The 23,728-nt window shown below is 63.3% G+C and carries 22 protein-coding genes, 1 tRNA gene and 1 pseudogene; 15 read left to right on the top strand and 9 right to left on the bottom strand.

The features are described 5' to 3' along the window. Nucleotides 1-203: 203 nt before the first annotated feature. The 4 genes from LOKVESSMR4R_RS06240 to pdxH form a co-directional block, all read right to left on the bottom strand. Nucleotides 204-280 (bottom strand) — tRNA-Pro (locus LOKVESSMR4R_RS06240). A 43-nt stretch (nucleotides 281-323) separates the two neighbouring features. Beyond that, the gene (locus tag LOKVESSMR4R_RS06235) at nucleotides 324-800 is read right to left on the bottom strand and encodes a DUF192 domain-containing protein (protein ID WP_087206782.1); all 477 of its coding nucleotides are present in this window, start codon (nucleotides 798-800) and stop codon (nucleotides 324-326) included. Further along, on the bottom strand, nucleotides 797-1,324 hold the full coding sequence (locus LOKVESSMR4R_RS06230) for a cold-shock protein (RefSeq protein ID WP_087212714.1): 528 nt from the start codon (nucleotides 1,322-1,324) through the stop codon (nucleotides 797-799). The genes LOKVESSMR4R_RS06235 and LOKVESSMR4R_RS06230 overlap by 4 nt, the downstream gene beginning before the upstream one ends. Before the next feature lie 114 nt (nucleotides 1,325-1,438). Beyond that, entirely contained in the window at nucleotides 1,439-2,044 is a 606-nt protein-coding gene (pdxH, locus tag LOKVESSMR4R_RS06225; protein ID WP_087206781.1) for a pyridoxamine 5'-phosphate oxidase, read from the bottom strand. A 151-nt stretch (nucleotides 2,045-2,195) separates the two neighbouring features. Here pdxH and fabI point away from each other — a divergent pair, with 151 nt between their 5' ends. The 5 genes from fabI to trpE all read left to right on the top strand — a co-directional run bounded on the left by fabI (nucleotide 2,196) and on the right by trpE (nucleotide 8,176). Then, on the top strand, nucleotides 2,196-3,002 hold the full coding sequence (fabI, locus tag LOKVESSMR4R_RS06220; RefSeq protein WP_087212711.1) for an enoyl-ACP reductase FabI: 807 nt from the start codon (nucleotides 2,196-2,198) through the stop codon (nucleotides 3,000-3,002). Nucleotides 3,003-3,006: 4 nt separating this feature from the next. Continuing rightward, nucleotides 3,007-3,510 carry a xanthine phosphoribosyltransferase gene (gpt, locus tag LOKVESSMR4R_RS06215; RefSeq protein ID WP_087206780.1) on the top strand — a complete coding sequence of 168 codons (504 nt, stop codon included), beginning with the start codon at nucleotides 3,007-3,009 and terminating at the stop codon, nucleotides 3,508-3,510. Between the two features lie 72 nt (nucleotides 3,511-3,582). Beyond that, a complete protein-coding gene (locus LOKVESSMR4R_RS06210) occupies nucleotides 3,583-4,758 on the top strand; it encodes an aminotransferase (RefSeq protein ID WP_087206779.1) in 1,176 nt (391 codons plus the stop codon). Between the two features lie 60 nt (nucleotides 4,759-4,818). Beyond that, nucleotides 4,819-6,660, top strand: coding sequence for a peptidylprolyl isomerase (locus tag LOKVESSMR4R_RS06205; RefSeq protein ID WP_087206778.1), 1,842 nt, complete (start codon nucleotides 4,819-4,821; stop codon nucleotides 6,658-6,660). Nucleotides 6,661-6,667: 7 nt separating this feature from the next. Further along, on the top strand, nucleotides 6,668-8,176 hold the full coding sequence (gene trpE / locus LOKVESSMR4R_RS06200) for an anthranilate synthase component I (protein WP_087206777.1): 1,509 nt from the start codon (nucleotides 6,668-6,670) through the stop codon (nucleotides 8,174-8,176). Between the two features lie 18 nt (nucleotides 8,177-8,194). On the opposite strand, the gene LOKVESSMR4R_RS06195 is transcribed toward trpE, so the two are convergent. Then, the gene (locus LOKVESSMR4R_RS06195) at nucleotides 8,195-9,313 is read right to left on the bottom strand and encodes a divergent polysaccharide deacetylase family protein (RefSeq protein ID WP_087206776.1); all 1,119 of its coding nucleotides are present in this window, start codon (nucleotides 9,311-9,313) and stop codon (nucleotides 8,195-8,197) included. A 142-nt stretch (nucleotides 9,314-9,455) separates the two neighbouring features. Here LOKVESSMR4R_RS06195 and LOKVESSMR4R_RS06190 point away from each other — a divergent pair, with 142 nt between their 5' ends. The 7 genes from LOKVESSMR4R_RS06190 to lexA all read left to right on the top strand — a co-directional run bounded on the left by LOKVESSMR4R_RS06190 (nucleotide 9,456) and on the right by lexA (nucleotide 14,930). Next, nucleotides 9,456-10,037 (top strand): aminodeoxychorismate/anthranilate synthase component II, encoded by a 582-nt coding sequence (locus tag LOKVESSMR4R_RS06190; RefSeq protein ID WP_087206775.1) that lies wholly within the window; start codon nucleotides 9,456-9,458, stop codon nucleotides 10,035-10,037. After that, nucleotides 10,034-11,047, top strand: a complete 1,014-nt coding sequence (trpD, locus tag LOKVESSMR4R_RS06185; protein WP_087206774.1) for an anthranilate phosphoribosyltransferase — start codon at nucleotides 10,034-10,036, stop codon at nucleotides 11,045-11,047. Before LOKVESSMR4R_RS06190 ends, trpD begins: the two co-directional genes overlap by 4 nt. Further along, nucleotides 11,047-11,688 (top strand): uracil-DNA glycosylase, encoded by a 642-nt coding sequence (locus LOKVESSMR4R_RS06180; RefSeq protein ID WP_087206773.1) that lies wholly within the window; start codon nucleotides 11,047-11,049, stop codon nucleotides 11,686-11,688. The genes trpD and LOKVESSMR4R_RS06180 overlap by 1 nt, the downstream gene beginning before the upstream one ends. Then, entirely contained in the window at nucleotides 11,685-12,494 is an 810-nt protein-coding gene (gene trpC / locus LOKVESSMR4R_RS06175) for an indole-3-glycerol phosphate synthase TrpC (RefSeq protein ID WP_087206772.1), read from the top strand. The genes LOKVESSMR4R_RS06180 and trpC overlap by 4 nt, the downstream gene beginning before the upstream one ends. Next, nucleotides 12,491-12,967, top strand: coding sequence for a cyclic pyranopterin monophosphate synthase MoaC (gene moaC, locus LOKVESSMR4R_RS06170; RefSeq protein WP_087206771.1), 477 nt, complete (start codon nucleotides 12,491-12,493; stop codon nucleotides 12,965-12,967). The genes trpC and moaC overlap by 4 nt, the downstream gene beginning before the upstream one ends. Further along, on the top strand, nucleotides 12,964-14,136 hold the full coding sequence (glp, locus tag LOKVESSMR4R_RS06165; protein WP_087206770.1) for a gephyrin-like molybdotransferase Glp: 1,173 nt from the start codon (nucleotides 12,964-12,966) through the stop codon (nucleotides 14,134-14,136). The genes moaC and glp overlap by 4 nt, the downstream gene beginning before the upstream one ends. A gap of 110 nt (nucleotides 14,137-14,246) precedes the next feature. Further along, nucleotides 14,247-14,930, top strand: coding sequence for a transcriptional repressor LexA (gene lexA, locus LOKVESSMR4R_RS06160; RefSeq protein ID WP_087206769.1), 684 nt, complete (start codon nucleotides 14,247-14,249; stop codon nucleotides 14,928-14,930). Here lexA and LOKVESSMR4R_RS06155 read toward each other — a convergent pair. Next, nucleotides 14,924-17,026, bottom strand: coding sequence for a ComEC/Rec2 family competence protein (locus LOKVESSMR4R_RS06155; protein ID WP_087206768.1), 2,103 nt, complete (start codon nucleotides 17,024-17,026; stop codon nucleotides 14,924-14,926). The two genes, lexA and LOKVESSMR4R_RS06155, sit on opposite strands and share 7 nt — an antisense overlap. Nucleotides 17,027-17,119: 93 nt before the next feature. On the opposite strand from LOKVESSMR4R_RS06155, the gene gltX reads away from it, so the two are divergent. From gltX to LOKVESSMR4R_RS06140, 3 genes are all read left to right on the top strand, one after another. After that, nucleotides 17,120-18,520 carry a glutamate--tRNA ligase gene (gene gltX, locus LOKVESSMR4R_RS06150; protein ID WP_087206767.1) on the top strand — a complete coding sequence of 467 codons (1,401 nt, stop codon included), beginning with the start codon at nucleotides 17,120-17,122 and terminating at the stop codon, nucleotides 18,518-18,520. 88 nt (nucleotides 18,521-18,608) lie between these two features. Further along, nucleotides 18,609-19,904: a citrate synthase gene (locus LOKVESSMR4R_RS06145; protein ID WP_087206766.1), complete on the top strand. Its 1,296-nt coding sequence runs from the start codon at nucleotides 18,609-18,611 to the stop codon at nucleotides 19,902-19,904. A 47-nt stretch (nucleotides 19,905-19,951) separates the two neighbouring features. Next, nucleotides 19,952-20,449 (top strand): GNAT family N-acetyltransferase, encoded by a 498-nt coding sequence (locus LOKVESSMR4R_RS06140; protein ID WP_087206765.1) that lies wholly within the window; start codon nucleotides 19,952-19,954, stop codon nucleotides 20,447-20,449. On the opposite strand, the gene LOKVESSMR4R_RS06135 is transcribed toward LOKVESSMR4R_RS06140, so the two are convergent. The 3 genes and pseudogenes from LOKVESSMR4R_RS06135 to LOKVESSMR4R_RS06125 form a co-directional block, all read right to left on the bottom strand. After that, nucleotides 20,434-21,210, bottom strand: a complete 777-nt coding sequence (locus LOKVESSMR4R_RS06135; RefSeq protein ID WP_087206764.1) for an enoyl-CoA hydratase-related protein — start codon at nucleotides 21,208-21,210, stop codon at nucleotides 20,434-20,436. The two genes, LOKVESSMR4R_RS06140 and LOKVESSMR4R_RS06135, sit on opposite strands and share 16 nt — an antisense overlap. A gap of 71 nt (nucleotides 21,211-21,281) precedes the next feature. Beyond that, on the bottom strand, nucleotides 21,282-21,722 hold the full coding sequence (locus LOKVESSMR4R_RS06130; RefSeq protein ID WP_087206763.1) for a cytochrome c-type biogenesis protein: 441 nt from the start codon (nucleotides 21,720-21,722) through the stop codon (nucleotides 21,282-21,284). Then, a pseudogene (locus LOKVESSMR4R_RS06125) lies at nucleotides 21,719-23,694 on the bottom strand (heme lyase CcmF/NrfE family subunit). The gene LOKVESSMR4R_RS06130 and the pseudogene LOKVESSMR4R_RS06125 overlap by 4 nt, the downstream one beginning before the upstream one ends. Nucleotides 23,695-23,728: the final 34 nt, after the last annotated feature.

The raw sequence follows: 23,728 nt of genomic DNA, 5'->3' as shown, positions 1-23,728 counted from the left end.
TAGCCCACAGGACATGCAGGCGAAGTGGCGCAAAGAAAGCCTTTGGAACGTTTGGCTTAGCGGCGCATTCTCGGGGATGGGATGAATTGCATACCGTGATATGCCTGTTGAACGGGCAGAATTGCCACAGCCAAGCGCGATCCGGCAAAGCCAAGGGGCGCTGTTGCCAGATCACCGCATTTAAGATTTTCAACTTGGATTTATGGTCGGGGCGGAGAGATTCGAACTCCCGACCCTCTGTTCCCAAAACAGATGCGCTACCAGGCTGCGCTACGCCCCGAACCGAGGCTGTCTTTAGACCCCCTCAACTGATTTGAAAAGCCCTAACTGTCGGTCTTTTCGCCACAAGGTGAAATTGCGTCAGGGCCAAAGGCGGGGTGCTGCATGATATCGCCCGCGGCGATTCCCAACCGCGCGCTCAGCCCGCCATTGATCTCCAGCACCATCTGCACGCCGTCCCCGCCGGGAATCGGTGTCAGATCGCCGGGGATGGCATTTTCATGCACGCGCAGGATCTCGCCTGCGGGGCTGGCAAAGATCATATCAAGCGGAATAAGCGTGTTTTTCATCCAGAAACTGACCGGCTGCGGGCGGTCATAGATGAACAGCATCCCCGCCATGCGCGGCATGGTTTCGACATACATCAGGCCACGGGCGCGGGTTGCGGGGGTATCGGCGATCTCGACCGTGAATGTCGCCTGCCCCCAATCGCCCCGAATCGTGACGCGATCCTCGGCGCAGGCGGCGGCGGCCAGCTGTGCGACCGCCCCCAGAACCAGCGCGAGAATCAGCGATTTCATTTGGCCGCAGCTTCCCAACCGACCACGTCGATTGCCATGCGCCCGCGTTCGCCATCCACCAGGCGCAGGCCGATCGCCTCGCCCGATTGCAGATCCGACAGGCCGGACCGGCGCAAGACCTCGATATGGATGAACACATCATCCGAACTGCCAAAGACATTGGCAAAGCCGAATCCCTTGGCCTTGTCGAACCATTTGACGCGGGCCGGTTCAATCGCGCGTTTGGCGATATCCTCGGGGGTGAAATCGGACATATCGCGCAGCGGCAATCCCGCATCCGCATGCGGCGGCGTGATCGAGATCACCTCGACCGCCTGCAACCCACGCTGGGTATCCTGCACCATCAGATCGATCCGCGATCCATCCACGACCGAGCCTTGCCCGAAATTGCGCAGCACATTGGCATGCAGCAAAATATCCGGGCCGCCCAGTTCAGCGATGACAAAGCCGAAACCCTTTGTCGGATCGAACCACTTTACCTGACCTTGCACCCGCCGAAGGTAGGCGGTTTCTTGCGTTTCCATCTCATCTTCCTTTTGACGCGGCACATCTGCCGTCCCGCGCCCATACACTTTCGTTCCACCGCAGGCCCCAATCCCCAAACCAGGCTGATCCGGGCCGATCTGCTTGCCGGACCCTCAGGGGTTCAGGCGGGTGATCTTCCAATCGTCGTCTTTTGTCTGACGCGACCAGCGGAACCGGTCATGTAGACGAAAAGCACCATCCGCCCAGAATTCTATTTCAAGCGGAATGATCCGAAACCCACCCCAATAATGCGGGCGCGCCGGATTTGTTCCCAGTTGCAGGGTCTTTTTTGCGACCTCTGCCATCAATATGCCGCGCGATTCAAGCGGCTGCGATTGCCGCGACGCCCAGGCGCCAATCCGGCTCGGCAGCGATCTGGACGCATAATATGCATCCGCAATCGGCCCATCCTCGCGCGTGACAAGCCCCCGGACGCGGATTTGGCGCGCCAGGGATTTCCAATGCATCACAAAGGCCGCCTTGCCGGTCGCATCAATTTCGACGGCCTTGCGACTCTCGTAATTGGTATAAAAAACAAAGGCGTCCGGTTCAATCTCTTTCAAAAGCACCATCCGGACATTCGGCAGACCCGTGGCATCGACCGTGGCCAAGGCGATTGCATTGGGATCGGACATTTCTGATTCGGCCGCAGCCGCCAGCCATTGCCCTGCAAGGACAAACGGATCGTCACCCGAAAAAATACCAGCGCGATCAGACATTTCCGATCTCCCCATACCCCAATCGCTAGGCTTAGGATCAAAAACCACCAGTATCAACCGCTTTAAGGTGGGGCGCGCGCGTTGCTGGCATCTAGGCAACCGGCAGATGACCGTGCTAGGGACCGTGAAACAAATCGTGAAGGGTGCTCTGATGACGTCACAATTGATGCAAGGCAAGCGCGGGCTGATCATGGGGCTTGCGAATGACAAATCCATCGCCTGGGGCATCGCCAAGGCCTGCGCCGAGGCCGGGGCAGAGCTGGCCTTTTCCTACCAGGGCGAGGCGCTTCAGAAACGCGTCGGGCCGCTGGCGCAATCGCTCGGCTCTGACACGGTGCTGCCCTGCGATGTGGGCGACGAGGCCTCGATTGACGCGCTCTTCGCCGCACTCGAGGCGAAATGGGGCAAGCTCGATTTCGTGGTCCATGCGATCGGGTTTTCCGACAAGAACGAATTGCGCGGCCGCTATGTCGATACCAGCCGCAGCAATTTCCTGATGTCGATGGATATCTCGGTCTATTCCTTCACCGCCGTGGTGCAGCGCGCCGAAAAGATGATGACCGATGGCGGCTCCTGCCTGACGCTGACCTATTACGGCGCCGAAAAGGTGATGCCGCATTACAATGTGATGGGCGTCGCCAAGGCCGCATTGGAAGCTTCCGTCCGCTATCTGGCCGAGGATCTGGGCAAGAAAAACATCCGCGTCAACGCGATCAGCGCCGGCACGATCAAGACGCTGGCGGCCTCGGGCATTGGTGATTTCCGCTATATCATGAAATGGAACGAATATAACTCGCCCCTGCGGCGCACCGTGACGCAGGACGAGGTGGGCAAATCCTCGCTCTACCTTTTGTCGGATCTGGCCAGCGCGGTCACCGGCGAGGTGCTGCATGTCGATGCAGGCTATCATGTCGTCGGCATGAAAGCCGTCGATGCCCCCGATATCACCAAGGATTGACGCCATGACCGACCGGCTGCCGCATGAAAAAGGCTTTCACATCTCCTGGGACCAGATCCACCGCGACAGCCGCGCGCTGGCCTGGCGGCTGGACGGGCATGGGCCCGACGATGGCAATTGGCGCGCGGTGGTGGCGATCACCCGTGGCGGCATGGCCCCCGCGATGATCGTCGCGCGCGAGCTTGATATCCGCACTGTCGATACGATCAGCGTGAAAAGCTACGACAACCAGACCCAATCCGAAGCCCGCGTGCTCAAGGCCCCCGATGCCGCCTTGATGGGCGATGGCACCGGCATCCTGATCGTCGATGATCTGGTCGACAGCGGCAAGACGCTGGAACTGGTGCGCGCGCTTTATCCACGCGCGCATTTCGCAACGGTCTATGCCAAACCCAAAGGCCGCCCGCAGGTCCAGACCTTCATCACCGAAGTGTCGCAGGACACATGGATCTTTTTCCCCTGGGACATGGCGCTGCAATATGTCGAACCTTACCGCGGCAAGGATTGATCAGCCCATCTTCCGAGCCCAAATATCCCCGCCGGAGGCATCAAAGTTTTTGCCCGCCCCAAAGGACAGCGCATGACCCGATCCCGCACCGCCGCCACCTTCACCCCGCCCGTGATGGCGGCGCGGCGCTGGCTGGACGGGGTGACGCATCCCGCAGACCGGCCCCTGATCAACGTCAGCCAGGCCGCCCCCGTCGCGGCCCCGCCGCTGGCCCTGCGCGAGGCCGTGGCCTGCATCATGATGCAGGATACCGGTGCCCATCTCTATGGTCCGGTCCTGGGGCTGCCCGCGCTGCGCGATGAAATCGCGGCGCAATGGTCGGCGGCCTATGGCGGCCAGATCACCGCAGATCAGGTCGGCATCACCTCGGGCTGCAACCAGGCCTTTGCCGCGGCCATTGCCGCACTTTGCGGTGAAGGCGATCAGGTGATCCTGCCGGTCCCCTATTATTTCAACCATCGCATGTGGCTGGATATGGCCGGGGTCGGCACTGTGCCGCTGGTCTGCGGCGCGGATATGGTGCCCAGCGCGCAGGATGCGGCGGCGCTGATCACGCAGCGGACCCGCGCCATCGTGCTGGTCAGCCCCAATAACCCCTGCGGCGTGGAATATCCCGCCAGCACATTGCGCGCCTTCATGGATCTGGCCCGCGCACATGGCATCGCGCTGATCGTGGATGAAACCTACCGCGATTTCGACAGCCGCATGCAGGCCCCGCATGACCTGTTCAGCGATCCCGCATGGGATGACACGCTGATCCAGCTTTATTCCTTTTCCAAGGCCTACCGGCTGACCGGCCACCGCATCGGCGCGGTGCTGACCAACCCTGCGCGGATGGCCGAGATCGAGAAATTCCTCGATACCGTGGCGATCTGCCCCAACCAGATAGGGCAGCGGGCCGCCCTTTGGGGGATGCAGAACCTGTCGGACTGGCTGGCGGGCGAACGGGCCGAAATCCTCGACCGGCGCGCGGCGATCGGCGATCATTTCCCCGCGCTGGCCGCGCAGGGCTGGTCCCTGCTGGGGGTTGGGGCCTATTTTGCCTATCTGGAACATCCTTTCGCGATATCCTCGGCCGATCTGGCACAGCGCCTGGTGGCGCAGGCCGGTATCTTGCTGTTGCCCGGCACCATGTTCATGCCAAAGGATATGCCCGCGGGCGACCGCCAGCTGCGCATCGCCTTTGCCAATATCGACCGCGCGGGGATCAGCGCGCTGTTTGACAGGCTTGCCAAGGTCACGGTCTGACCCTTGCACCCAAGGGCCGCGCCGCTTATTCAGACGCGATCATTCAGGCGGAGCGGTGACATGGCAGAGAAGAAAAAGAAAAAGATCGGCGCATGGATCATCGTCGGGATCGTGCTGGTCGGGCTGGCGGGCTTTGGCACCGGCGGGCTGACCGGCAATATCCGCACGCTTGGCACGGTCGGCGAAAAAGACATCACCGTCGCCGCCTATCAGCGCACGCTGGACCAGCAGATCCGCGCGCTTTCGGCCCAGTTCGGCAGCCAGATTTCATTCCAGCAAGCGCAGGCCTTCGGGATCGACCGGCAGGCGCTGTCGCAGGTCGTGCAGACCCGCACGCTGGATAACGAGGCCGCAGAGATGGGCATTTCCGCCGGTGACATGGCGGTTTTCGAACGGATCAGCGCCATTCAGGCCTTTCAGGGCGCAGGCGGGTTCAACCGCGAGACCTATCGCCTCGTGTTGCAGCAAACCGGCCAGAGCGAATCCGCATTCGAGGCTGAAATCCGCGAGGATCTGGCCCGCACCCTGTTGCAGGCCTCTGTCGTTGCCGGTGTGCCCGGCTCTGCCGCCGCCGCCGATGCGTTGGTCCGCTATGTCGCCGAGGCGCGCGACGTGACCCTGCTGCGCGTCACCGACGCGCTGCTGACCGCGCCGGTTCCGGGGGCCACCGCCGCCGATATCAGCGCCTTCTATGACGCCAACCCGGATATGTTCTTGCTGCCCGAAGCGCGCGAGATCACCTATGCCTGGATGACCCCCGCGATGATCCAGGACCAGATGGATGTCACCGATCTGGCGATTGAAACGCTTTATCAAGACCGGATCGCCGAATTCATCCAGCCCGAACGCCGCCTTGTCGAACGGCTGAACTATGCGGATCGCGCCGCAGCCCAAGCTGCCGCCGACCGGCTGGCGGGGGCACAGACGACATTTGACGCGCTGGTGGCCGAACGCGGGCTTACGCTGGCTGATGTGGATATGGGCGATCTGGGCCGTGATGACCTGCCCGCCGACACCGCTGATGCGGTCTTCACCGCCAGCCCCGGCGATGTGGTGGGGCCGTTTCAGACCACGCTGGGGGCGGCTCTGTTTCGGGTGAATGCGGTGCTGAATGCGCAAGAAGTCACCTTGCAAGAGGCCGCTGACGATCTGCGCGCCGAATTGGCCGCCGAGGCCGCGCGCAGCGTGATCAATGATGATTTCGACCGGATCACCGATCTTTTGGCCGGTGGGGCCACGCTGGAGGATCTGGCAGAGCGCACCGATCTGGTGCTGGGCCAGATCAGCTGGACCCCGCAAGTCACCGAGGGCATCGCCGCCTATGACAATTTCCGCGACGCCGCCGAAGCGCTGACCGAAGGCGCCTTTCCCCAGCTCGAGGTGCTGTCCGATGGCGGCGTCTTTGCGCTGCGGCTGGACGGCGTGACACCGGCGCGCGTGCCGCCGCTGGACACGATCCGCGCCGATGTCGCCGCCCGCTGGCAGGCGCAGGCCCAGCAGGATGCCGTGCTGGCCCGCGCCGCCGAGATCGCAGCCGGGCTGACCGCCGACACCGACCTGGCCGCACTGGGCCTGACCCCGCGTGTGGAATCCAACCTGACCCGGCGCAGCTTTGTCGAAGGCACGCCCGAAGGGTTTAACGAGGTGGTCTTTGCCCTGACCCCCGGCGAGGCCCGCGTCGTGGACGCAGGCAACGGCGCGCTGATCCTGCGGCTGGATGCCATCACCGCGGCCGACCCGACCGCGACCGACCAAGCCGCCCAGCGCGCGGCGATCACGCAATCCATCGGCGCAGGCATCGCGCAGGACCTGTTTGACGCCTATGCGCAAGCGGTCCAGCAATCCACGCGCATCACCATCAACCAGGCCACCGTCGACGCGGTCAACGCCCAGCTTCAATAGGTGCGCCATGGCATTATTGCCCGATTATGACAGCTTTGCCCGCAGCTATGACGCGGGCGAAAACCAGGTGGTCTATACAAGGATCGCCGCCGATCTGGATACGCCGGTTTCCTTGATGCTGAAACTGTCCGAGGCGGGCACCAATGCCTTCATGCTGGAAAGTGTGACGGGCGGCGAAATCCGCGGGCGCTATTCGATCATCGGGATGAACCCTGATCTGATCTGGCAATGTCACGGCACCAGTGCGCGGGTGAACCGCTCTGCCCGGTTTGATGCCGATGCCTTTACGGTGATGCCGGGCGATCCGCTGGATGCTTTGCGCGCCATCCTTGCCGAATCGCGCATCGCCCTGCCTGCTGGCCTGCCTGCGGCCTCGGCGGGGCTGTTCGGCTATCTGGGCTATGATATGATCCGGCTGGTCGAACATCTGCCCGATGTGAACCCCGACCCGCTTGGCCTGCCCGATGCGATCATGCTGCGCCCCTCGGTCGTGGCGGTGCTGGACGGGGTCAAGGGCGATGTGATCCTGGTGGCCCCCGCCTATGTGCGCGCGGGCCTGTCGGCCAAGGCCGCCTATGCGCAGGCCGCCGAACGGGTGATGGATGCGCAGCGCGCGCTGGACCGGTCCCTGCCCCAGCACAGCCGTGCCTTGGCCGATCCCGCCCCTGTCGCGCCGCCGGTGTCGAATTTCACCCATCAGGGCTATTTGCAGGCGGTGGAAAAGGCCAAGGAATACATCCGCGCCGGTGACATCTTTCAGGTGGTCCCATCACAACGCTGGACGCAGGACTTTCGCGAACCGCCTTTCGCGCTTTACCGGTCCTTGCGGCGCACCAACCCGTCGCCTTTCATGTTCTTTTTCAATTTCGGCGGCTTTCAGGTGATCGGGGCCAGCCCCGAAATCCTTGTGCGCGTCTTTGGGCGCGAGGTCACGATCCGCCCCATCGCAGGCACCCGTCCGCGCGGGGCAACCCCGGCGCAGGATGACGCGAACGAGGCGGATCTGCTAGCCGATCAAAAGGAACTGGCCGAACATCTGATGCTGCTTGATCTGGGCCGCAATGATACCGGCAAGGTCAGCAAGATCGGCAGCGTGCGCCCGACCGAGCAATTCATCGTCGAACGCTATAGCCATGTGATGCATATCGTATCCAACGTGGTGGGCGAGCTGGCCGAGGATCAGGACGCATTAAGCGCCTTTTTCGCAGGCATGCCCGCAGGCACGGTATCCGGCGCGCCCAAGGTCCGCGCGATGCAGATCATCGACGAGCTGGAACCCGAAAAGCGCGGCGTTTACGGCGGCGGCTGCGGCTATTTCAGCGCGAATGGCGATATGGATATGTGTATCGCGCTGCGCACCGCGGTGTTGCAGGACGAAAAGCTTTATATTCAGGCCGGTGGCGGTGTCGTCTATGACAGCGACCCCGAGGCGGAATATCAAGAAACCGTCCATAAATCGAACGCGATCCGCAAGGCTGCGGCCGATGCGCGGATGTTTCAGGGCACGGGCAATTAGGCTAGTCGGCACGGCGGCTTATTGCGCCAATTGCCCCAGCAGGATCGCTGATACCGGGGCCAGTGAAATCTGCGCCGGATCGCTGCGCGCGGCCCAGTCGCGGATCGCCGCCAGCGTCTCGGGCGTCATCTGCCCCAGCAGCACGACATGCCCCGATTGGCGCGCGCGCAGCGCCGCTTGTTGCAGGCTGCGCGTGATCGCGTCGCGCGTCTCGCCGCCGGCATCCAGGCGGCGCGCGATCTGCGCCACCGGCACCCCGTCTGTGGCGACATTGCGCATGGCCCCGCCCAGACCGCGCGGCAAAGTGACAAAACCGCGCCCCGCATCACCGATCAGGCGCAGCGCGTGATCGGCCAGCGCGCGCTCTGTCACCTCTGGCCCGGTGCCGTCTGAAAACAGGGCGATGGCCTCGGGGACAAGGGCGAAAGCGCCGCTATAGATCACCGCCAGATCAGAGGGCTGCGCGCCCGGCGGCAGATCGGCCTGCAACAACAGCTCGATCCCCGCAGCGCGGTAGGCCTGCATCCGGGCAGTCACCCCGGGCGTCGTGGCGTTCAACACCACGCTTGGCACGAAAGGCAGCTGGCGCAGCACCGCAGGCGCGTCGCGCATCAGCGGATCATCCAGCAGCACCAAAGCGATCATCGGCAGATCGGCGGCATAGTCGAAATCGGCGGCAAAGCGCTGCAAGGGCGCGATGATCATCTCGTCGGGCATCAGCTCTGCGGTTGCGGTATCGGGGGCGGCGCGTGGCCGGTTGACCCGCACATCCGCCGTGGATTGCGGCAAAGCGGCCGAGGGCATGATCTGGCTTTGCGTTTCGGGTTCAGGCTGGGGTTCAGGCTGGATTTCAGGCTGGGGTTCAGGCGGGCTGGGCACCTCTGCGACGGGCGCCGAGGCCTGCGGCGGCGTCACGGGCGCGGCTTCGACCGCTGTTTCGGTCTCGACGGCTGTTTCGGGCACGGTTGTTTCAGGCACGGCCGTTTCGGGCACGGCTGTTTGGGGCGCGGCGGCTGCGGCCTCTGGCGGATCAATCTGATCTGGCGCCTGTGGCGGATCCATCGCCAGCGATAGCACCGCAAGCGCCCCACCCCCGACCAGAACCGCCCAGAACCCCCCCGCCAGAAATGCCCGCATGTGACTGCCATCCTTATTGCAAATGCGCCGGCCGCCTTCGGCCTTGACGCGGCAAGCCCTGTCGGCCCATGTATGGCGGCGCTTATATCGTCAGCTTGGCGGCGGACGGTAGCCCCAAATTTACAGCTTACAGGACGGGTCCATGCTGCTTTTGATCGATAATTACGACAGCTTTACCTATAATCTGGTGCATTATTTGGGCGAACTTGGGGCAGATGTCGTCGTACGCCGCAATGATGCGCTGGATGTGCAACAGGCCATGGCGATGCGGCCCGCAGCCATCGTGCTGTCGCCCGGTCCTTGTGATCCGGCACAGGCGGGCATCTGCCTGCCGCTGGTCCATGCCGCTGCCGAAACCGGGATGCCCCTGCTGGGTGTCTGCCTTGGCCATCAGGCGATTGGCGAGGCGTTCGGCGGCCATGTCATCCGCTGCCATGAAATCGTGCATGGCAAGATGGGCCAGATGCGGCACAACGGTCAGGGCCTCTTTGCGGGGCTGCCCAGCCCCTTTGCCGCCACGCGCTATCATTCACTGGTGGTGGACCGCGCCACCCTGCCCGATTGCCTGCAAGTGACCGCCGATCTGGAGGATGGCACGATCATGGGTTTGCAGCATGAAACGCTGCCGATCCACGGCGTGCAATTCCATCCCGAAAGCATCCGGTCCGAACATGGGCATGCGCTGTTGCGCAATTTCCTTGATCTGGCCAAGGTGCCGGCATGACCGAGGCGATGAAACCGCTGATCTATGCCGCCTCTGAAGGGCCCTTGTCGCGCGCGCAGGCCGAAGAGGCGTTCGGCCATCTCTTTGCGGGCAATGCCACCCCGGCCCAGATCGGCGGGCTGCTGATGGCCCTGCGCGCCCGCGGCGAGGCCGTGTCCGAATATGCCGCCGCCGCCGCCGTCATGCGCGCGCATTGCGTCCCTGTCACCGCGCCCGCAGGGGCGATGGATATCGTCGGCACCGGCGGTGACGGCAAACATACGCTGAATATTTCCACCGCCACCGGCTTTGTCGTGGCGGGCGCAGGCGTGCCGGTTGCCAAACATGGCAACCGCAACCTGTCGTCGAAATCCGGCACGGCGGATGTGCAGTCGGCGCTTGGGATCAATGTCAACGTCACGCCGGATGTGGTCGAACGCGCCATTGCCGAGGCGGGCATCGGTTTCATGATGGCCCCTTTGCATCATCCCGCGATGCGCCATGTCGGGCCTGTCAGGTTGGAACTTGGCTGCAAGACGATCTTTAACATATTGGGACCATTGACAAATCCCGCAGGCGTGAAACGTCAGCTAACGGGGGCCTTTGCCATCGACCTGATCTTTCCGATGGCCGAAACCCTGCAACAGCTTGGCAGTGAAAAGGCATGGCTGGTCCATGGCAGCGATGGCACCGATGAAATCACGATCTGCGGGCCAACATCGGTGGCGATGCTGGCGGATGGCAAGATCACCAGCCGCCAGATCCACCCCGAGGATGCGGGCCTGCCCGAACATGCCTTTCGCGACATCATCGGCGGCACCCCCGCGCAGAACGCGCAAGCGCTGCGCGGCCTGCTGGATGGCGCAGCCGGCGCCTACCGCGACGCGGTGCTGTTCAATGCCGCCGCCGCCTTGGTCGTGGCCGATAAGGCCAGTGATCTGCGTGACGGGGTCGCCATCGCCCGCGACAGTATCGACAGCGGCAAGGCCAAGGCGGCGCTGGCCGCGCTGGTACGCGTCACCAATGCCTGATGTTTGATCTGGCACGCCTTGGGGATTGGGCCGATCTGCCGTTTTTCCGCGATGATCTGCCAAAGATCACGCCGCAGCTGGGCCGCGATATCCTGCCGCCACCCGCGCTGACCTTTGCCGCGCTGGAACGCTGCCAGCCTGCCGCCACGCGCGTCGTGATCATCGGCCAAGACCCCTATCACAGCCCCGCCAAGGCCGATGGCCTGGCCTTTTCGATCAACCCCGCCTTTGCGGGCAATCTGGCCAGCCTTGGCAATATTTTCAAGGAAATCCATAGCGATACCGGCCAAAGCCGCAGCAAGAAAAATCTGCATGATTGGGCCGATCAGGGGGTATTGCTGCTGAACACGGCATTGAGCGTCCTGCCCGGACAGGCGGGCGCGCATGGTAAATTGGGCTGGGACAGGCTGGTGCGCCAAGTGCTGGCGCGGCTTGATGCGCAACCGCGTGCCTTTATCCTCTGGGGGGCGCAGGCGCAGAGATATGCAGACCAATTGCGCGATCACCATCTGATCCTGCGCGCGGCGCATCCCTCGCCGCTCTCGGCGCATCGGGGGTTTTTCGGGTCGCGCCCATTTTCAAAAGTGAATGACTGGCTTATGGATCGAGGCGACACATCTATCAATTGGGCGGACCCATGACCGACATCCTTGCCAAGATCAAAGAGTATAAACTGGCGGATGTGGCCGCGCGCAAAGCCGCCCTGCCCTTGGCCGAGGTCGAGGCGCAGGCCCGCGACGCCAGCCCCGTGCGCGGTTTCGCCGATGCCTTGGCGGGGGCCAGCCGCGAAGGATACGGCCTGATCGCCGAGATCAAGAAAGCCAGCCCCTCCAAAGGTCTGATCCGCGCCGATTTCAACCCTGCCGCCTTGGCGCAGGCATATGAACAAGGCGGCGCCACCTGCCTGTCGGTGCTGACCGACGCCCCGTCCTTTCAAGGCGATGACAGCTATCTGGTCGCCGCGCGTGATGCCTGTGCGCTGCCCGCATTGCGCAAGGATTTCCTCTATGATCCCTGGCAGGTCGCGGAATCCCGCGCCTTGGGGGCCGATTGCATCTTGATCATCATGGCCTCGGTCAGTGATGCCCAGGCGCAGGAATTGGAACAGGCCGCCATGGATTGGCAGATGGATGTGCTGATCGAGGTGCATGACCAGGGCGAACTGGACCGCGCGGTGCTGTTGCGCTCGCCGCTGATCGGGATCAACAACCGCAATCTGAAAACCTTCGAGGTCACGCTGGACACCACGCGCCTTCTGTCCAAACGGGTGCCCGAAGACCGGCGCATCGTCTGCGAAAGCGGGCTATTCACCCCCGCGGATCTGGCCGATATGGCGCGCTATGGCGCGCGTGCCTTCCTGATCGGCGAAAGCCTGATGCGCCAGGATGACGTGGCCAGCGCCACCGCAAAGCTGCTGGCCAACCCCGCGACAGGGGCGATGCTATGACCGGGCTGACGCATTTCGACGCCGAGGGGCAGGCCCATATGGTCGATGTCTCGGACAAGGCCGTGACCGACCGGATCGCCGTGGCCGAGGCGCATATCGTGATGTCATCCGATACGCTGGCGCTGATCACCCAAGGCCGCGCCAAAAAAGGCGATGTGCTGGGGATCGCGCGGATCGCAGGCATCATGGCAGCCAAGAAAACCGCCGATCTGATCCCGCTTTGCCATCCGCTGCCGATCACCCGGGTCGCGCTGGACCTGACCCCCGATGCGCAGCTGCCCGGCATCCGGATCAGCGCCACGGTCAAAACCAGCGGCCAGACCGGCGTGGAAATGGAAGCGCTGACCGCCGCCAGCACAGCCGCGCTGACCATCTATGACATGGTCAAGGCGGTGCAAAAGGACATGGTCATCGGCGGCTTGCGCGTCACGCTCAAGGATGGTGGCAAATCGGGGCGGTTCACCGCGCCATGATCAGCGTTGCAGAGGCCCTGCGCGACCTCTTTGCGCTGGTCACGCCCTTGCCAGCCGAAGACGTGCCGCTGCGCGCCGCGGCCCAGCGTGTGCTGGCGCGCGATGTGACCGCGCGGCGCGACCAGCCGCCTTTCGCGGCCTCTGCGATGGATGGCTATGCGGTCCATGCCAGCGATCACCGCCAAGGCGCGACGCTGCAAGTGATCGGCGAGGCGGCCGCAGGCCATGGCTGGCAGGGCAAGCTGGCCCCGGGGCAGGCGTTGCGGATCTTCACCGGCGCGCCACTGCCTGCGGGCGCGGCGCGCGTGGTCATTCAGGAAAACGTCACCCGCGCGGGCGATACGATCACCATCACTGACGCCTCAGACAGCGGCAGCAACATCCGCCCCCAAGGCGGCGATTTCGCGCAAGGCACGCCCCTGCCCGCCCCGCGCCGTCTGACGCCCAGCGATATCGCCTTGCTGGCGGCAATGAATATCGCCCAGGTGCCGGTCACCCGCAAACCGCTGGTCGCGATCATCGCCACCGGGGACGAGCTGGTCCAGCCCGGCGATCACCCTGGCCCCGATCAGATCATCGCCTCCAACAGCTATGGGCTGGCCGCGCTGGTCGAGGCCGCAGGCGCCACCGCCCGGCTGCTGCCCATCGCGCGCGACAATATCGCCGCGCTGGAACAAAGCTTCGCACTTGCGCGCGGTGCCGATCTGATCATCACCATCGGCGGGGCCTCTGTGGGCGATCACGATCTGGTCGGACAGGTGGCGCAGACCCTGGGCATGCAGCGCAGTTTCTACAAGATCGCGATGCGGCCCGGCAAACCGCTGATGGCCGGGCGGCTTGGCAATGCCGCGATGATCGGCCTGCCCGGCAATCCGGTCTCGGCCATGGTCTGCGGCCATGTCTTCGTGCTGCCGGTGATCCGCAAGATGCTGGGGCTGGGCGCGGATCCCGCACCGCTGCACACCGCGGCCCTTGCCCATGACATCGGCAGCAACGGGCCGCGCGCCCATTACATGCGCGCCCATCTGGCCAATGGCCAGGTCACGATCTACGACCGCCAGGACAGCAGCCTGCTTAGCGTGCTGACACAGGCCAATTGCCTCGCCCTGCGCCCGCCGCATGACCCCGCACGCAAAGCCGGCGAGAGCCTGCAGCTCCTGCCGCTCTGACATCTTCTTTTTTCCAAAAATACTCCCGTCGGAGACGTCAATTGCAAGGCAATTGACACAAAAGGGGAACATCGGTAGAACATAAGCAAAACCAGCCCAAGGATTTCGTCATGTTAACCAAGAAACAGCTCGACCTTCTGGCCTTCATCCATACACGGGTCCAGCGCGACGGCGTGCCGCCCAGTTTCGATGAAATGAAAGAAGCGCTCGATCTGCGGTCGAAATCGGGCATCCACCGGCTGATCACGGCATTGGAAGAACGCGGTTTCATCCGCCGTCTGGCGCATCGGGCGCGGGCGCTGGAAATCGTGAAACTGCCCGACAGCATGCTGGGCAGCGGCTTTCAGCCACGGGTGATCGCGGGTGACAAACCTGCTGGCAAACCCGCCGCCGCGCTGCCGGTCGAAGGCGGGTCCATGTCGCTGCCGGTGATGGGCCGCATCGCCGCCGGTGTCCCGATCGAGGCGATTTCCGAAATCTCTCATCATGTCCATGTGCCGCAATCCATGCTGGGCAAGGGCGAACATTACGCGCTCGAGGTCAAAGGCGATTCCATGATCGAGGCCGGGATCAATGATGGCGATGTGGTGGTGATCCGCGAAACCTCTGTCGCCAATAATGGCGATATCGTGGTGGCGCTGGTCGAAGGCCAGGAAGCCACGTTGAAACGGTTCCGCCGCAATGGCAGCGCCATCGCATTAGAAGCGGCAAACCCCGCCTATGAAACCCGCGTTTTCCGCGATGATCAGGTCAAGGTGCAGGGCCGGCTGGTCGGGCTGATCCGCACCTATTGACGCATCAGCACAAGCGGCGCATCCGGCGCGCCGCTGCGCCCGTTCCAGGGCCTGTTGCCCGCAGCCGCACCTGAGGTGACGATGCGCAGCGCGCCATCCGCAGCTTGGTCAAGGGCCAGCGCGCCGGTCTCGCGCAGCCGGATCGCGTCATAGACCAGACAGGGGCGCGTTCTGTCACCCGCGCTGGCACCCGTGCTGGCACCCGTACTGGAATCGGGCTGGTTCAGGATCAGCACATCCGCGCCGCCACAGCCTTGCAAAGCGGCCAGCGCGGTCTTGCCCGATACCTGCATGATCCGCCACTCTCCCAGCATGGCCGTCACGACACGGCCCTCGCGCAGCAAACCGCTTCGCGACGCCGCATCCTGCTGCGCCACCGGCCCGCCATCATTTTCCAGCCAGATACCGGCCACGAAACTGCCGCCCGTGGCTTTGGACAAGGCGCGCCCTTCGGTCCCCATCAGCCCGATCAGCCCCCCGTCATCCGCCACCAGCAGCGCGGGCCTTGTGCCTTGCTGCCAGATCACAAAGGGCAGCACCGCCAGCGCCAGCCCCGCGAACCGCGCCCGCCCCTGCCACAGGATCAGCCAAAGCAGCGCCAGCGCCAGCAGCGGCAAAACCGGTTTGGGCGGCGCGATCACATGGCTGAAAGCGCGGGGCTGGGCGGCGGTGGTCTCGGCCACGAACAAGATCCAACGCAGCCCCGGCTCCATCAGCGCGAAACCGATCCAGTCCAGCCCCAAGGGCCAAAGACAGGCCGCCAGCACCGCCGCAGGCATGACCAGCGCCCCCATCAAGGGCACGCTGATCAGATTGGCGATCAGCCCGTAATGCGACAGGATGTTGAAATGCGCCGCCGCGAATGGCGCTGTCGCCAACCCCGCCACCAGCGACGACACAAAGACCGACAACACCGGACGCGTCCAGCGCGGCAAGCGGTAAAGATCGACACCGCGCAAGGCCCGAAACACCGCGACAAGCGCGACCGTGGCCGCGAATGACATCTGAAACCCCGGCCCGGTCAGCGCCTCGGGCTGCCAGACCAGCACGATGATCGCGGCAATGGCCACCGCGCGCAAGGTCAGCGCGCGCCGCCCCAGCAGGACCGCGACCAGCATCACCGCCACCATGACAAAGGCGCGCTCGGTCGCCACATTGCCCCCCGACAAGGCCAGATAGAACGCCCCCACGATCAAGGCCGCGACAGCCGCGATCTTTTTGCCGGGCCAGCGCAGCGCGACAAAGGGCACCAGCGCCAGCCCATAGCGGACCACCGCAAAGACAAACCCCGTCAACAGCCCCATATGCAGCCCCGAAATCGCCAGCAGATGCGCCAGGTTCGATGCGCGCAGCGCCGCAAGGCTTTCCTGCCCCATGCCGGACCGGTCCCCGGTCATGATCGCGGCGGCAAAGGCGCCCGCCTCGCCGGGGATCGCCTCTTGCACGGCGCGCGAAATCGCCATGCGCAGCGCGAAAATCCGCATCATCGCATCGGGGCTGTCAGGTGCCGCCAGCCGCAGCACAGGCGTGCGGGTATAGCCGACCGCGCCCAGGCCCAGAAACCAGGCATGGCGCTGGAAATCAAAACCACCCGGTTCTGCCGGCCCTGCGGGGGGTGACAGATGGCCGGTCATGACCAGCACGTCGCCGGGGTGATAGCGCGCCAGCGGCTGATCGCCATGCACCGACACGCGCACGCGCGCCGGTGTCCGCTCGGGGGGCATCCGGTCCAGCACCACCCGGTCCAGCGTCAGCCGCTGCGCATCGCTGGCAGAGCGGTCGATATTGACGACCCGCCCCTCGATCGCGCCGTAATAGCGAAAGCTTAGCATGGGTGCTGCCATGGCATCGCTGCGGTATTTGGCAAGACCGGCCCCGGTCATGGCGATGATGACGGCCATCGCGACGGGGCGATAGGCCACGCCGATATGCGGCAGCCCCAGCAACACCGCCAGCCCAAGGCCCGCCCCCGCGGCCAGCACAAACGCCCCCGGTTCCTGGCCTTGCGCGAAATACCACCCGATCCCCAGCCCAAGCCAGACCGGCACCCAGCACAACAGCCCCCCGCGCTGCGCCAAAAGCGCGTCTTCGACCACGGCTCGCACTTGTTCTTCGTCCTTTGGCTGGCTATCCCCAAGGGGCACCGGCAGATTATCTCAAAGCTGGTGAACGAAAGGTTAAAGCCCATCATGTCCCGTCCCGTCGTCACACGTTTCGCCCCCTCGCCCACGGGTGCCTTGCATATCGGGGGCGCGCGCACGGCCCTTTTCAACTGGCTTTACGCGCGCGGGCGCGGTGGCAAGTTCCTGCTGCGGATCGAGGATACCGACCGCGCGCGGTCTACCCCTGAAAATGCGCAGGCGATTCTGGACGGGCTGACATGGCTGGGGCTGGATTGGGACGGCGATCCTGTCAGCCAGTTCGACAGCGCCGCGCGCCATGCCGAGGTGGCCCATGCGCTGCTGGCGGCGGGCAAGGCCTATAAATGTTTCAGCACCCAAGACGAGATCGAGGCCTTCCGCGAAGAGGCCCGCGCGCAGAAAGCCTCGACCCTGTTCCGTTCGCCCTGGCGCGACGCTGACAGTAAGGTGCATCCCGATGCACCTTATGTGATCCGCATCAAGGCCCCGCGCAGCGGCACGACAACGCTGCATGACGCCGTCCAGGGCGATGTCACATGGTCCAATGACCAGCTTGACGATATGGTCCTGCTGCGGTCAGATGGCAGCCCGGTCTATATGCTGGCCGTCGTGGTCGATGATCACGACATGGGCGTGACCCATGTGATCCGCGGCGATGACCATCTGGCCAATGCCTTCCGGCAGAACCTGATCTATGAGGCGATGGGCTGGCCACAGCCCGTGCTGGCGCATATCCCGCTGATCTATGGTCCCGATGGCAAGAAATTGTCCAAGCGCCATGGCGCCACCGGCGCTGCGGAATACCAGGCACTGGGCTATCCGGCGGCGGGGATGCGCAATTACCTGGCCCGTCTGGGCTGGAGCCATGGCGATGCGGAATTCTTTACCGATGCGCAGGCGCGCGATTGGTTCGATCTCGATGGAATCGGCAAATCACCCGCGCGGTTCGACACCGCCAAGCTGGAACATCTTTCTGGTCAGCATATCGCGGCCGCCGATGATGCTGCGCTGCTGCATGAATTGCAGGGCTACCTGGCCGCAACCGGCGCCGCACCGCTGGATGAGGCACAAAAAGACGGGCTGTTGCGCGGCATGTATTGCCTCAAAGAACGGGCCAAGACCTTTCCGGAACTGATTGAAAAGGCGCATTTTATCCTGACCAGCCGGCCCATCGCCCCGGACGAGAAATCCGCTGCGCAACTTACCGATGTATCCCGTGGTATACTGTCGGAATTGACGCCGCAGTTGCAAAATGCTAGCTGGACCCGAGATACTCTGGAAAGCATCGTTGCGACCACGGCCCAAGTGCATGACACCAAGCTTGGCAAACTGGCGGGACCTCTGCGCGCCGCTTTGGCCGGGCGCGCGGTGTCACCCAGCGTTTTCGACATGATGCTGGTTCTGGGGCAATCCGAGACGATTGGCCGCCTTTCGGATGCCAGCATGTAAACCAGATCGTCACAAAGGGTGATTATCGGGTAGAATTGAATACGACGCGCGGGCGCGGATTGATGCGCCGCAGATGAGGGAAAGCACCATGGCTGAAACGACAGATACCGCGAAACTGACGATCAAGGGCAAGACCTATGACCTGCCTGTCTATTCCCCGACCGCCGGCCCGGATGTGCTTGATATCCGCAAGCTTTATGCCCAGGCCGATGTCTTTACCTATGACCCCGGCTTTACCTCGACCGCGGCCTGCGACAGCACGATCACCTTCATCGACGGCGACAAGGGTGAATTGCTGCACCGGGGCTATCCGATCGACCAGCTGGCCAGCCAGTCGCATTATCTCGAAGTCTGCTATCTGCTGCTTTACGGGGAATTGCCTTCGGCGGCGGAATTGGAAAAATTTGAATCACTCGTGACCAATCACACGATGATCCATGAACAGATGCACAACTTCTTCCGTGGCTTCCGCCGCGATGCGCATCCGATGGCGACCATGGTCGGTGTCGTGGGCGCAATGTCGGCCTTTTACCATGACAGCACCGATATCAATGACGAACACCAGCGCGAGGTGGCGTCCATCCGCCTGATCGCCAAGATGCCGACGATTGCCGCGATGGCCTATAAATATTCGATTGGCCAGCCTTTCGTCTATCCGCGCAATGATCTCGATTATGCGGCGAATTTCCTGCATATGTGTTTCGCTGTCCCCGCCGAGCAATATAACGTCAACCCGATCCTTGCGCGTGCGATGGACCGGATTTTCACGCTGCATGCCGATCATGAACAGAATGCATCAACCTCGACGGTGCGTCTGGCCTCTTCCTCCGGTGCCAATCCTTTTGCCTGTATCGCCGCCGGTATCGCCTGTCTTTGGGGGCCTGCGCATGGCGGCGCCAATCAGGCCTGTCTGGAAATGCTCAAGGAAATCGGCACGCCCGACCGGATCCCCGAATTCATCGCCCGCGCCAAGGACAAGAACGATCCTTACCGGCTGATGGGCTTCGGCCACCGCGTTTACAAGAACTTCGATCCCCGCGCGACGGTGATGAAACAATCCGCCGACGAGGTGTTGGATCTGATGGGTGTGGAAAACAACCCGATCCTGCAAGTCGCCAAGGAATTGGAACGCCAGGCGCTGGCCGATCCTTATTTTGCGGAAAAGAAATTGTTCCCCAATGTCGATTTCTATTCCGGCATCATCTTAGAGGCGATGGGCTTTCCGACCTCGATGTTCACCCCGGTCTTTGCGCTGGCGCGCACCGTGGGCTGGATTTCGCAATGGAAAGAACAGCTGGCCGATCCACAGCTGAAAATCGGCCGGCCACGGCAATTGTATCTGGGGTCCACGCCCCGCGATTATGTCGATATCGAAAATCGCTGAATAAAGGGGCCGCCTTTGGGCGGCCTTTTCGCGGCGGGGACCCTGTCATGCGCCTGACCACAGACCGGCTGATCCTGCGCGGCCCGCGCGCGGATGATCTGGAGGCGATGTTCGCGATTTTCAGTGATCCCGCGACGATGAAACATTGGTCGACCCTGCCCCATGCCGACCGCAGCGTGACACAGGCGGCGTTGACGCAAAGGATTGCCGCCTTTGCCGCATCCCCGACCTATTTCCAGATCGAGATGCAGGGCAATCTGATCGGTTGCGCCGGTCTCTATAAAAACACCGAGATCGGATTCATCCTGCAACGCGGCTTTTGGCGCCAAGGGATCGTGTCAGAGGCGATGCGCGCGATCATCCCCTATCTGTTCGCCACGACAGACCTGCCGCAGCTGACCGCCGATGTCGATCCCGGCAATGCGGCCTCAATCGGGGTGTTGCACGGCCTTGGGTTCCGCGAAACGCATCGCGCCGCCAAGACCTATTTCATCGGCGGCATCTGGTATGACAGCGTTTATCTGGCGCTTCAGCGCCCCTCATAGACCGGCTTGCGCTTTTCGAGGAAAGCCACAACGCCTTCTTGGAAATCGCGGGTCTGGCCGCAGCGGCCTTGCAGCTGCGCCTCTAGCGCCAGCTGCGCATCAAGCGTGTTTTCGAATGATCCGCGAATGGCCTTTTTCAGCTGCCGGTAAGCCACGGTTGGCCCCTGTGCCAGATGGGCCGCGCGCGCGTCGATATGGGCGGCGAAATCCGCATCGGGGGCGGTTTCATAGATCATGCCCCAATCGCTGGCCTGCTGTGCTGTGATCTTATCGGCGAAAAGGGCCGCGCCCATGGCCTTGGCCGCGCCCACCTGACGCGGCAGCCAATAGGTGCCGCCTGCGTCGGGGATCAGGCCGATGCGGGTAAAGGCCTGCACGAAATAGGCGCTATCCGCCGCGATCACCACGTCACAGGCCAGCGCAAGATTGGCCCCCGCCCCCGCCGCAGCCCCGTTCACGGCGGCAATGGTCGGGATGCGGCACTCAAAGATCGCCTTGAGCATCGGCACATATTCATCGCGCAGGGTGCGTTCCAGATCAAGCGAGGCCGCAGAGCCGCCATCGCCCAGATCCTGCCCCGAACAAAAGGACTTGCCCGCGCCGGTCATGACCAGCACCCGCGCTTCCTTTTCGGCGGCTTTGACGGCATGGGCGATTTCGGCGCGCATCTGCGTGTTCAGCGCATTCATCACCGCTGGCCGGTTCAGTGTCAGCGTTGCGACCGCGTCGCGGATGGAAAGAGTGATCGCCTGATAATCCATGATGCGGTCCTTGTTGATCTGGTCACCGCCACATTACTGAACTCGGCGGTTCAGGAAAGCACAACATCACGTCAGGAGCGTAATATCTTTTGCAATTCGGCTTTTTCTTCGTCGCTCAGCGCCTCGGGCGCGGCGACGGGCCGCCGGATCACTGTCCAGCCGATGCCAAGCGCGATCAGCAGCATGACGGGGGCGGCATACCACAGCACCACATTGACGCCGCTGGTATCGGGGCGCAGCAGCACGAATTCGCCGTAACGCGCGACAAGGAAATCCACGGCCTGTTCATCGCTATCGCCATCGACCAGACGTTCGCGCAGCAAGATCCGCAATTCGCGCGACAATTCGGCGTTGGATTCGTCGATGCTTTCGTTGCGGCAGACCGGGCAGCGCAGGCCCTTGGACAGCTCACGCGCGCGCTGTTCCAGAGCGGGATCATCCAGCACCTCGTCGGGTTGCACCGCAAAGGCCGCCGAAGCGATCAGCCAGAATATGGCGACCAGCCGGATCATTCCGCAGGCACCGCGCCTGTGCGCACAGGCTTGGCCGAGGCCGCACCGACCCGCAAACGCCGGTCCGACAGTGAAAACAACCCGCCAAGCGCCATCAAGATGCAGCCCCCCAGATCCAATTGGCAAAGGGTTTGTCATAGGTGCGCACCGCCCAGCCGCCATTGACCTGCGGATCGCCGATCACGACATAGACATCGCGGATGAACCCATTGCTGATCGCCGCCTCGGTCGTGGGCATATTGGCCACCGGATAGAACCGCTTTTCGGGCTGGAGCGTGTATAATTCGCGCCCGCCCCGCCAGACCGACATATCGGCCATCGTGGTCACATAATTCGGCCCTTGTAGCTGGTTGACCGCATCAAGCTGCACCTCGAACGCGCCCATGTCCCAGCGGTCGCCGATATTGGCGATGCGGATATCCTCTTTTTCCCAAGCCAGCATGGCGGCGATGGCAAAGACCGTCACCCCCATCCCGATATGGGCGGTCGCCTTGCCCCAATCGGCGCGCGGCAGGTTGCGGATCCGGCGCAGACGCGTGCGCAGGTCATCGCGGCCCGCGCGCAGCCATAGATCGGCCAGCGCGCCGCCCACGACCCAGACCCCCAGCGCCACGCCGACCGGCCCAAGCGCTGACCCGCCGCTTTGCACAGCATAGGCCAGTGCCGCCAGCGCCACGGCCAGCACCAGCCAGCCCGCCATCGCCTTGGACATCCGTTCCAGCGTGCCGCGTTTCCAGGCCAGCATCGACCCCAGGGGCAGCGCAATCGCCAGCCCGACCATGAACGGCGTAAACGCCGCGTCAAAGAAGGGCGGGCCGACCGACAAGGTCCGCTCGAACAGCATATCCGCCACCAGCGGCCACATCGTTCCGATGAAGACGACAAAACAGCTGACAGCCAGCAGGATATTGTTCAGCACCAGCGCGCTTTCGCGGCTGATTGTGGAAAAGACGCCCTTGGACTGCATGGCCGAGGCGCGGAATGCAAAGAGCGTCAGCGACCCGCCCAGAAAGATGCCCAGGATGATCAGCAACAGCATCCCCCGTTCGGGGTCCACCGCAAAAGCATGCACCGAGATCAGCACGCCAGAGCGCACGATAAACGCCCCCAGCAGCGAAAAGCCGAAGGCCAGGATCGCCAGCAGGATGGTCCAGCTTTTCAACGCCTCGCGCTTTTCCACCACGATGGCCGAATGCAGCAGGGCGGCGGCGATCAGCCAAGGCATCAGGCTTGCGTTTTCGACCGGATCCCAGAACCAGAACCCGCCCCAGCCCAATTCGTAATAGGCCCACCAGGACCCCAGCGCGATACCGACAGTCAGAAAGACCCAGGCCGCCAAGGTCCAAGGCCGCACCCAACGGCCCCAAGCGGCATCGACCCGCCCTTCGATCAGGGCGGCCACGGCAAAGGAAAACGCCATGCTCAGCCCGACATAGCCGAGGTACAGAAACGGCGGATGAAACGCGAGACCGGGGTCCTGCAACAGCGGGTTCAGGTCGCGCCCGTTCAGGGGCGGCACATCAAGCCGCAAAAAAGGGTTCGAGGTGAAGATCAGAAAGGCCAGAAAGGCCACGCTGATTGACCCCTGCACCGCCAGCACCCGCGCCCGCAGCCGCATCGGCAGATTGCCCCCGAACCAGCCCGCACAGGCCCCGAACAGCGCCAGGATCAGCACCCACAGTAGCATCGACCCTTCGTGATTGCCCCAGACGCCGGTGATCTTGTAGATCAGCGGCTTGTCGGTATGCGAATTCATATAGACCAATTGCAGCGAGAAATCCGACACCACAAAGGCCCAGGTCAGCGCGGCAAAGGCAAAGCCGGTCAGCAAAAACTGGATCGTGGCGGCGGGTTCAGCAAGGCTCATCCAGCCGACATTGCCGCGTTGGGCGCCGATCAAAGGGACGATCATCTGGACGATGGCAACGCCAAAGGCCAGAATCATGGCAAAATGTGCGAGTTCATTTAACATGGTTTTCACTTATCCTATTGGCTGTCCGGTTGGA

The organism is Yoonia vestfoldensis (genome assembly GCF_002158905.1).
Classification (GTDB): domain Bacteria; phylum Pseudomonadota; class Alphaproteobacteria; order Rhodobacterales; family Rhodobacteraceae; genus Yoonia; species Yoonia vestfoldensis_B.
This window is presented reverse-complemented; position numbering and strand designations above follow the sequence as displayed.

Bases quoted from the DNA above. Each gene is read 5' to 3' on its own strand.
- LOKVESSMR4R_RS06235 (WP_087206782.1), bottom strand. From the start codon at position 800: ATGAAATCGCTGATTCTCGCGCTGGTTCTGGGGGCGGTCGCACAGCTG.
- LOKVESSMR4R_RS06230 (WP_087212714.1), bottom strand. From the start codon at position 1,324: ATGGAAACGCAAGAAACCGCCTACCTTCGGCGGGTGCAAGGTCAGGTA.
- pdxH (WP_087206781.1), bottom strand. From the start codon at position 2,044: ATGTCTGATCGCGCTGGTATTTTTTCGGGTGACGATCCGTTTGTCCTT.
- fabI (WP_087212711.1), top strand. From the start codon at position 2,196: ATGACGTCACAATTGATGCAAGGCAAGCGCGGGCTGATCATGGGGCTT.
- gpt (WP_087206780.1), top strand. From the start codon at position 3,007: ATGACCGACCGGCTGCCGCATGAAAAAGGCTTTCACATCTCCTGGGAC.
- LOKVESSMR4R_RS06210 (WP_087206779.1), top strand. From the start codon at position 3,583: ATGACCCGATCCCGCACCGCCGCCACCTTCACCCCGCCCGTGATGGCG.
- LOKVESSMR4R_RS06205 (WP_087206778.1), top strand. From the start codon at position 4,819: ATGGCAGAGAAGAAAAAGAAAAAGATCGGCGCATGGATCATCGTCGGG.
- trpE (WP_087206777.1), top strand. From the start codon at position 6,668: ATGGCATTATTGCCCGATTATGACAGCTTTGCCCGCAGCTATGACGCG.
- LOKVESSMR4R_RS06195 (WP_087206776.1), bottom strand. From the start codon at position 9,313: ATGCGGGCATTTCTGGCGGGGGGGTTCTGGGCGGTTCTGGTCGGGGGT.
- LOKVESSMR4R_RS06190 (WP_087206775.1), top strand. From the start codon at position 9,456: ATGCTGCTTTTGATCGATAATTACGACAGCTTTACCTATAATCTGGTG.
- trpD (WP_087206774.1), top strand. From the start codon at position 10,034: ATGACCGAGGCGATGAAACCGCTGATCTATGCCGCCTCTGAAGGGCCC.
- LOKVESSMR4R_RS06180 (WP_087206773.1), top strand. From the start codon at position 11,047: ATGTTTGATCTGGCACGCCTTGGGGATTGGGCCGATCTGCCGTTTTTC.
- trpC (WP_087206772.1), top strand. From the start codon at position 11,685: ATGACCGACATCCTTGCCAAGATCAAAGAGTATAAACTGGCGGATGTG.
- moaC (WP_087206771.1), top strand. From the start codon at position 12,491: ATGACCGGGCTGACGCATTTCGACGCCGAGGGGCAGGCCCATATGGTC.
- glp (WP_087206770.1), top strand. From the start codon at position 12,964: ATGATCAGCGTTGCAGAGGCCCTGCGCGACCTCTTTGCGCTGGTCACG.
- lexA (WP_087206769.1), top strand. From the start codon at position 14,247: ATGTTAACCAAGAAACAGCTCGACCTTCTGGCCTTCATCCATACACGG.
- gltX (WP_087206767.1), top strand. From the start codon at position 17,120: ATGTCCCGTCCCGTCGTCACACGTTTCGCCCCCTCGCCCACGGGTGCC.
- LOKVESSMR4R_RS06145 (WP_087206766.1), top strand. From the start codon at position 18,609: ATGGCTGAAACGACAGATACCGCGAAACTGACGATCAAGGGCAAGACC.
- LOKVESSMR4R_RS06140 (WP_087206765.1), top strand. From the start codon at position 19,952: ATGCGCCTGACCACAGACCGGCTGATCCTGCGCGGCCCGCGCGCGGAT.
- LOKVESSMR4R_RS06135 (WP_087206764.1), bottom strand. From the start codon at position 21,210: ATGGATTATCAGGCGATCACTCTTTCCATCCGCGACGCGGTCGCAACG.
- LOKVESSMR4R_RS06130 (WP_087206763.1), bottom strand. From the start codon at position 21,722: ATGATCCGGCTGGTCGCCATATTCTGGCTGATCGCTTCGGCGGCCTTT.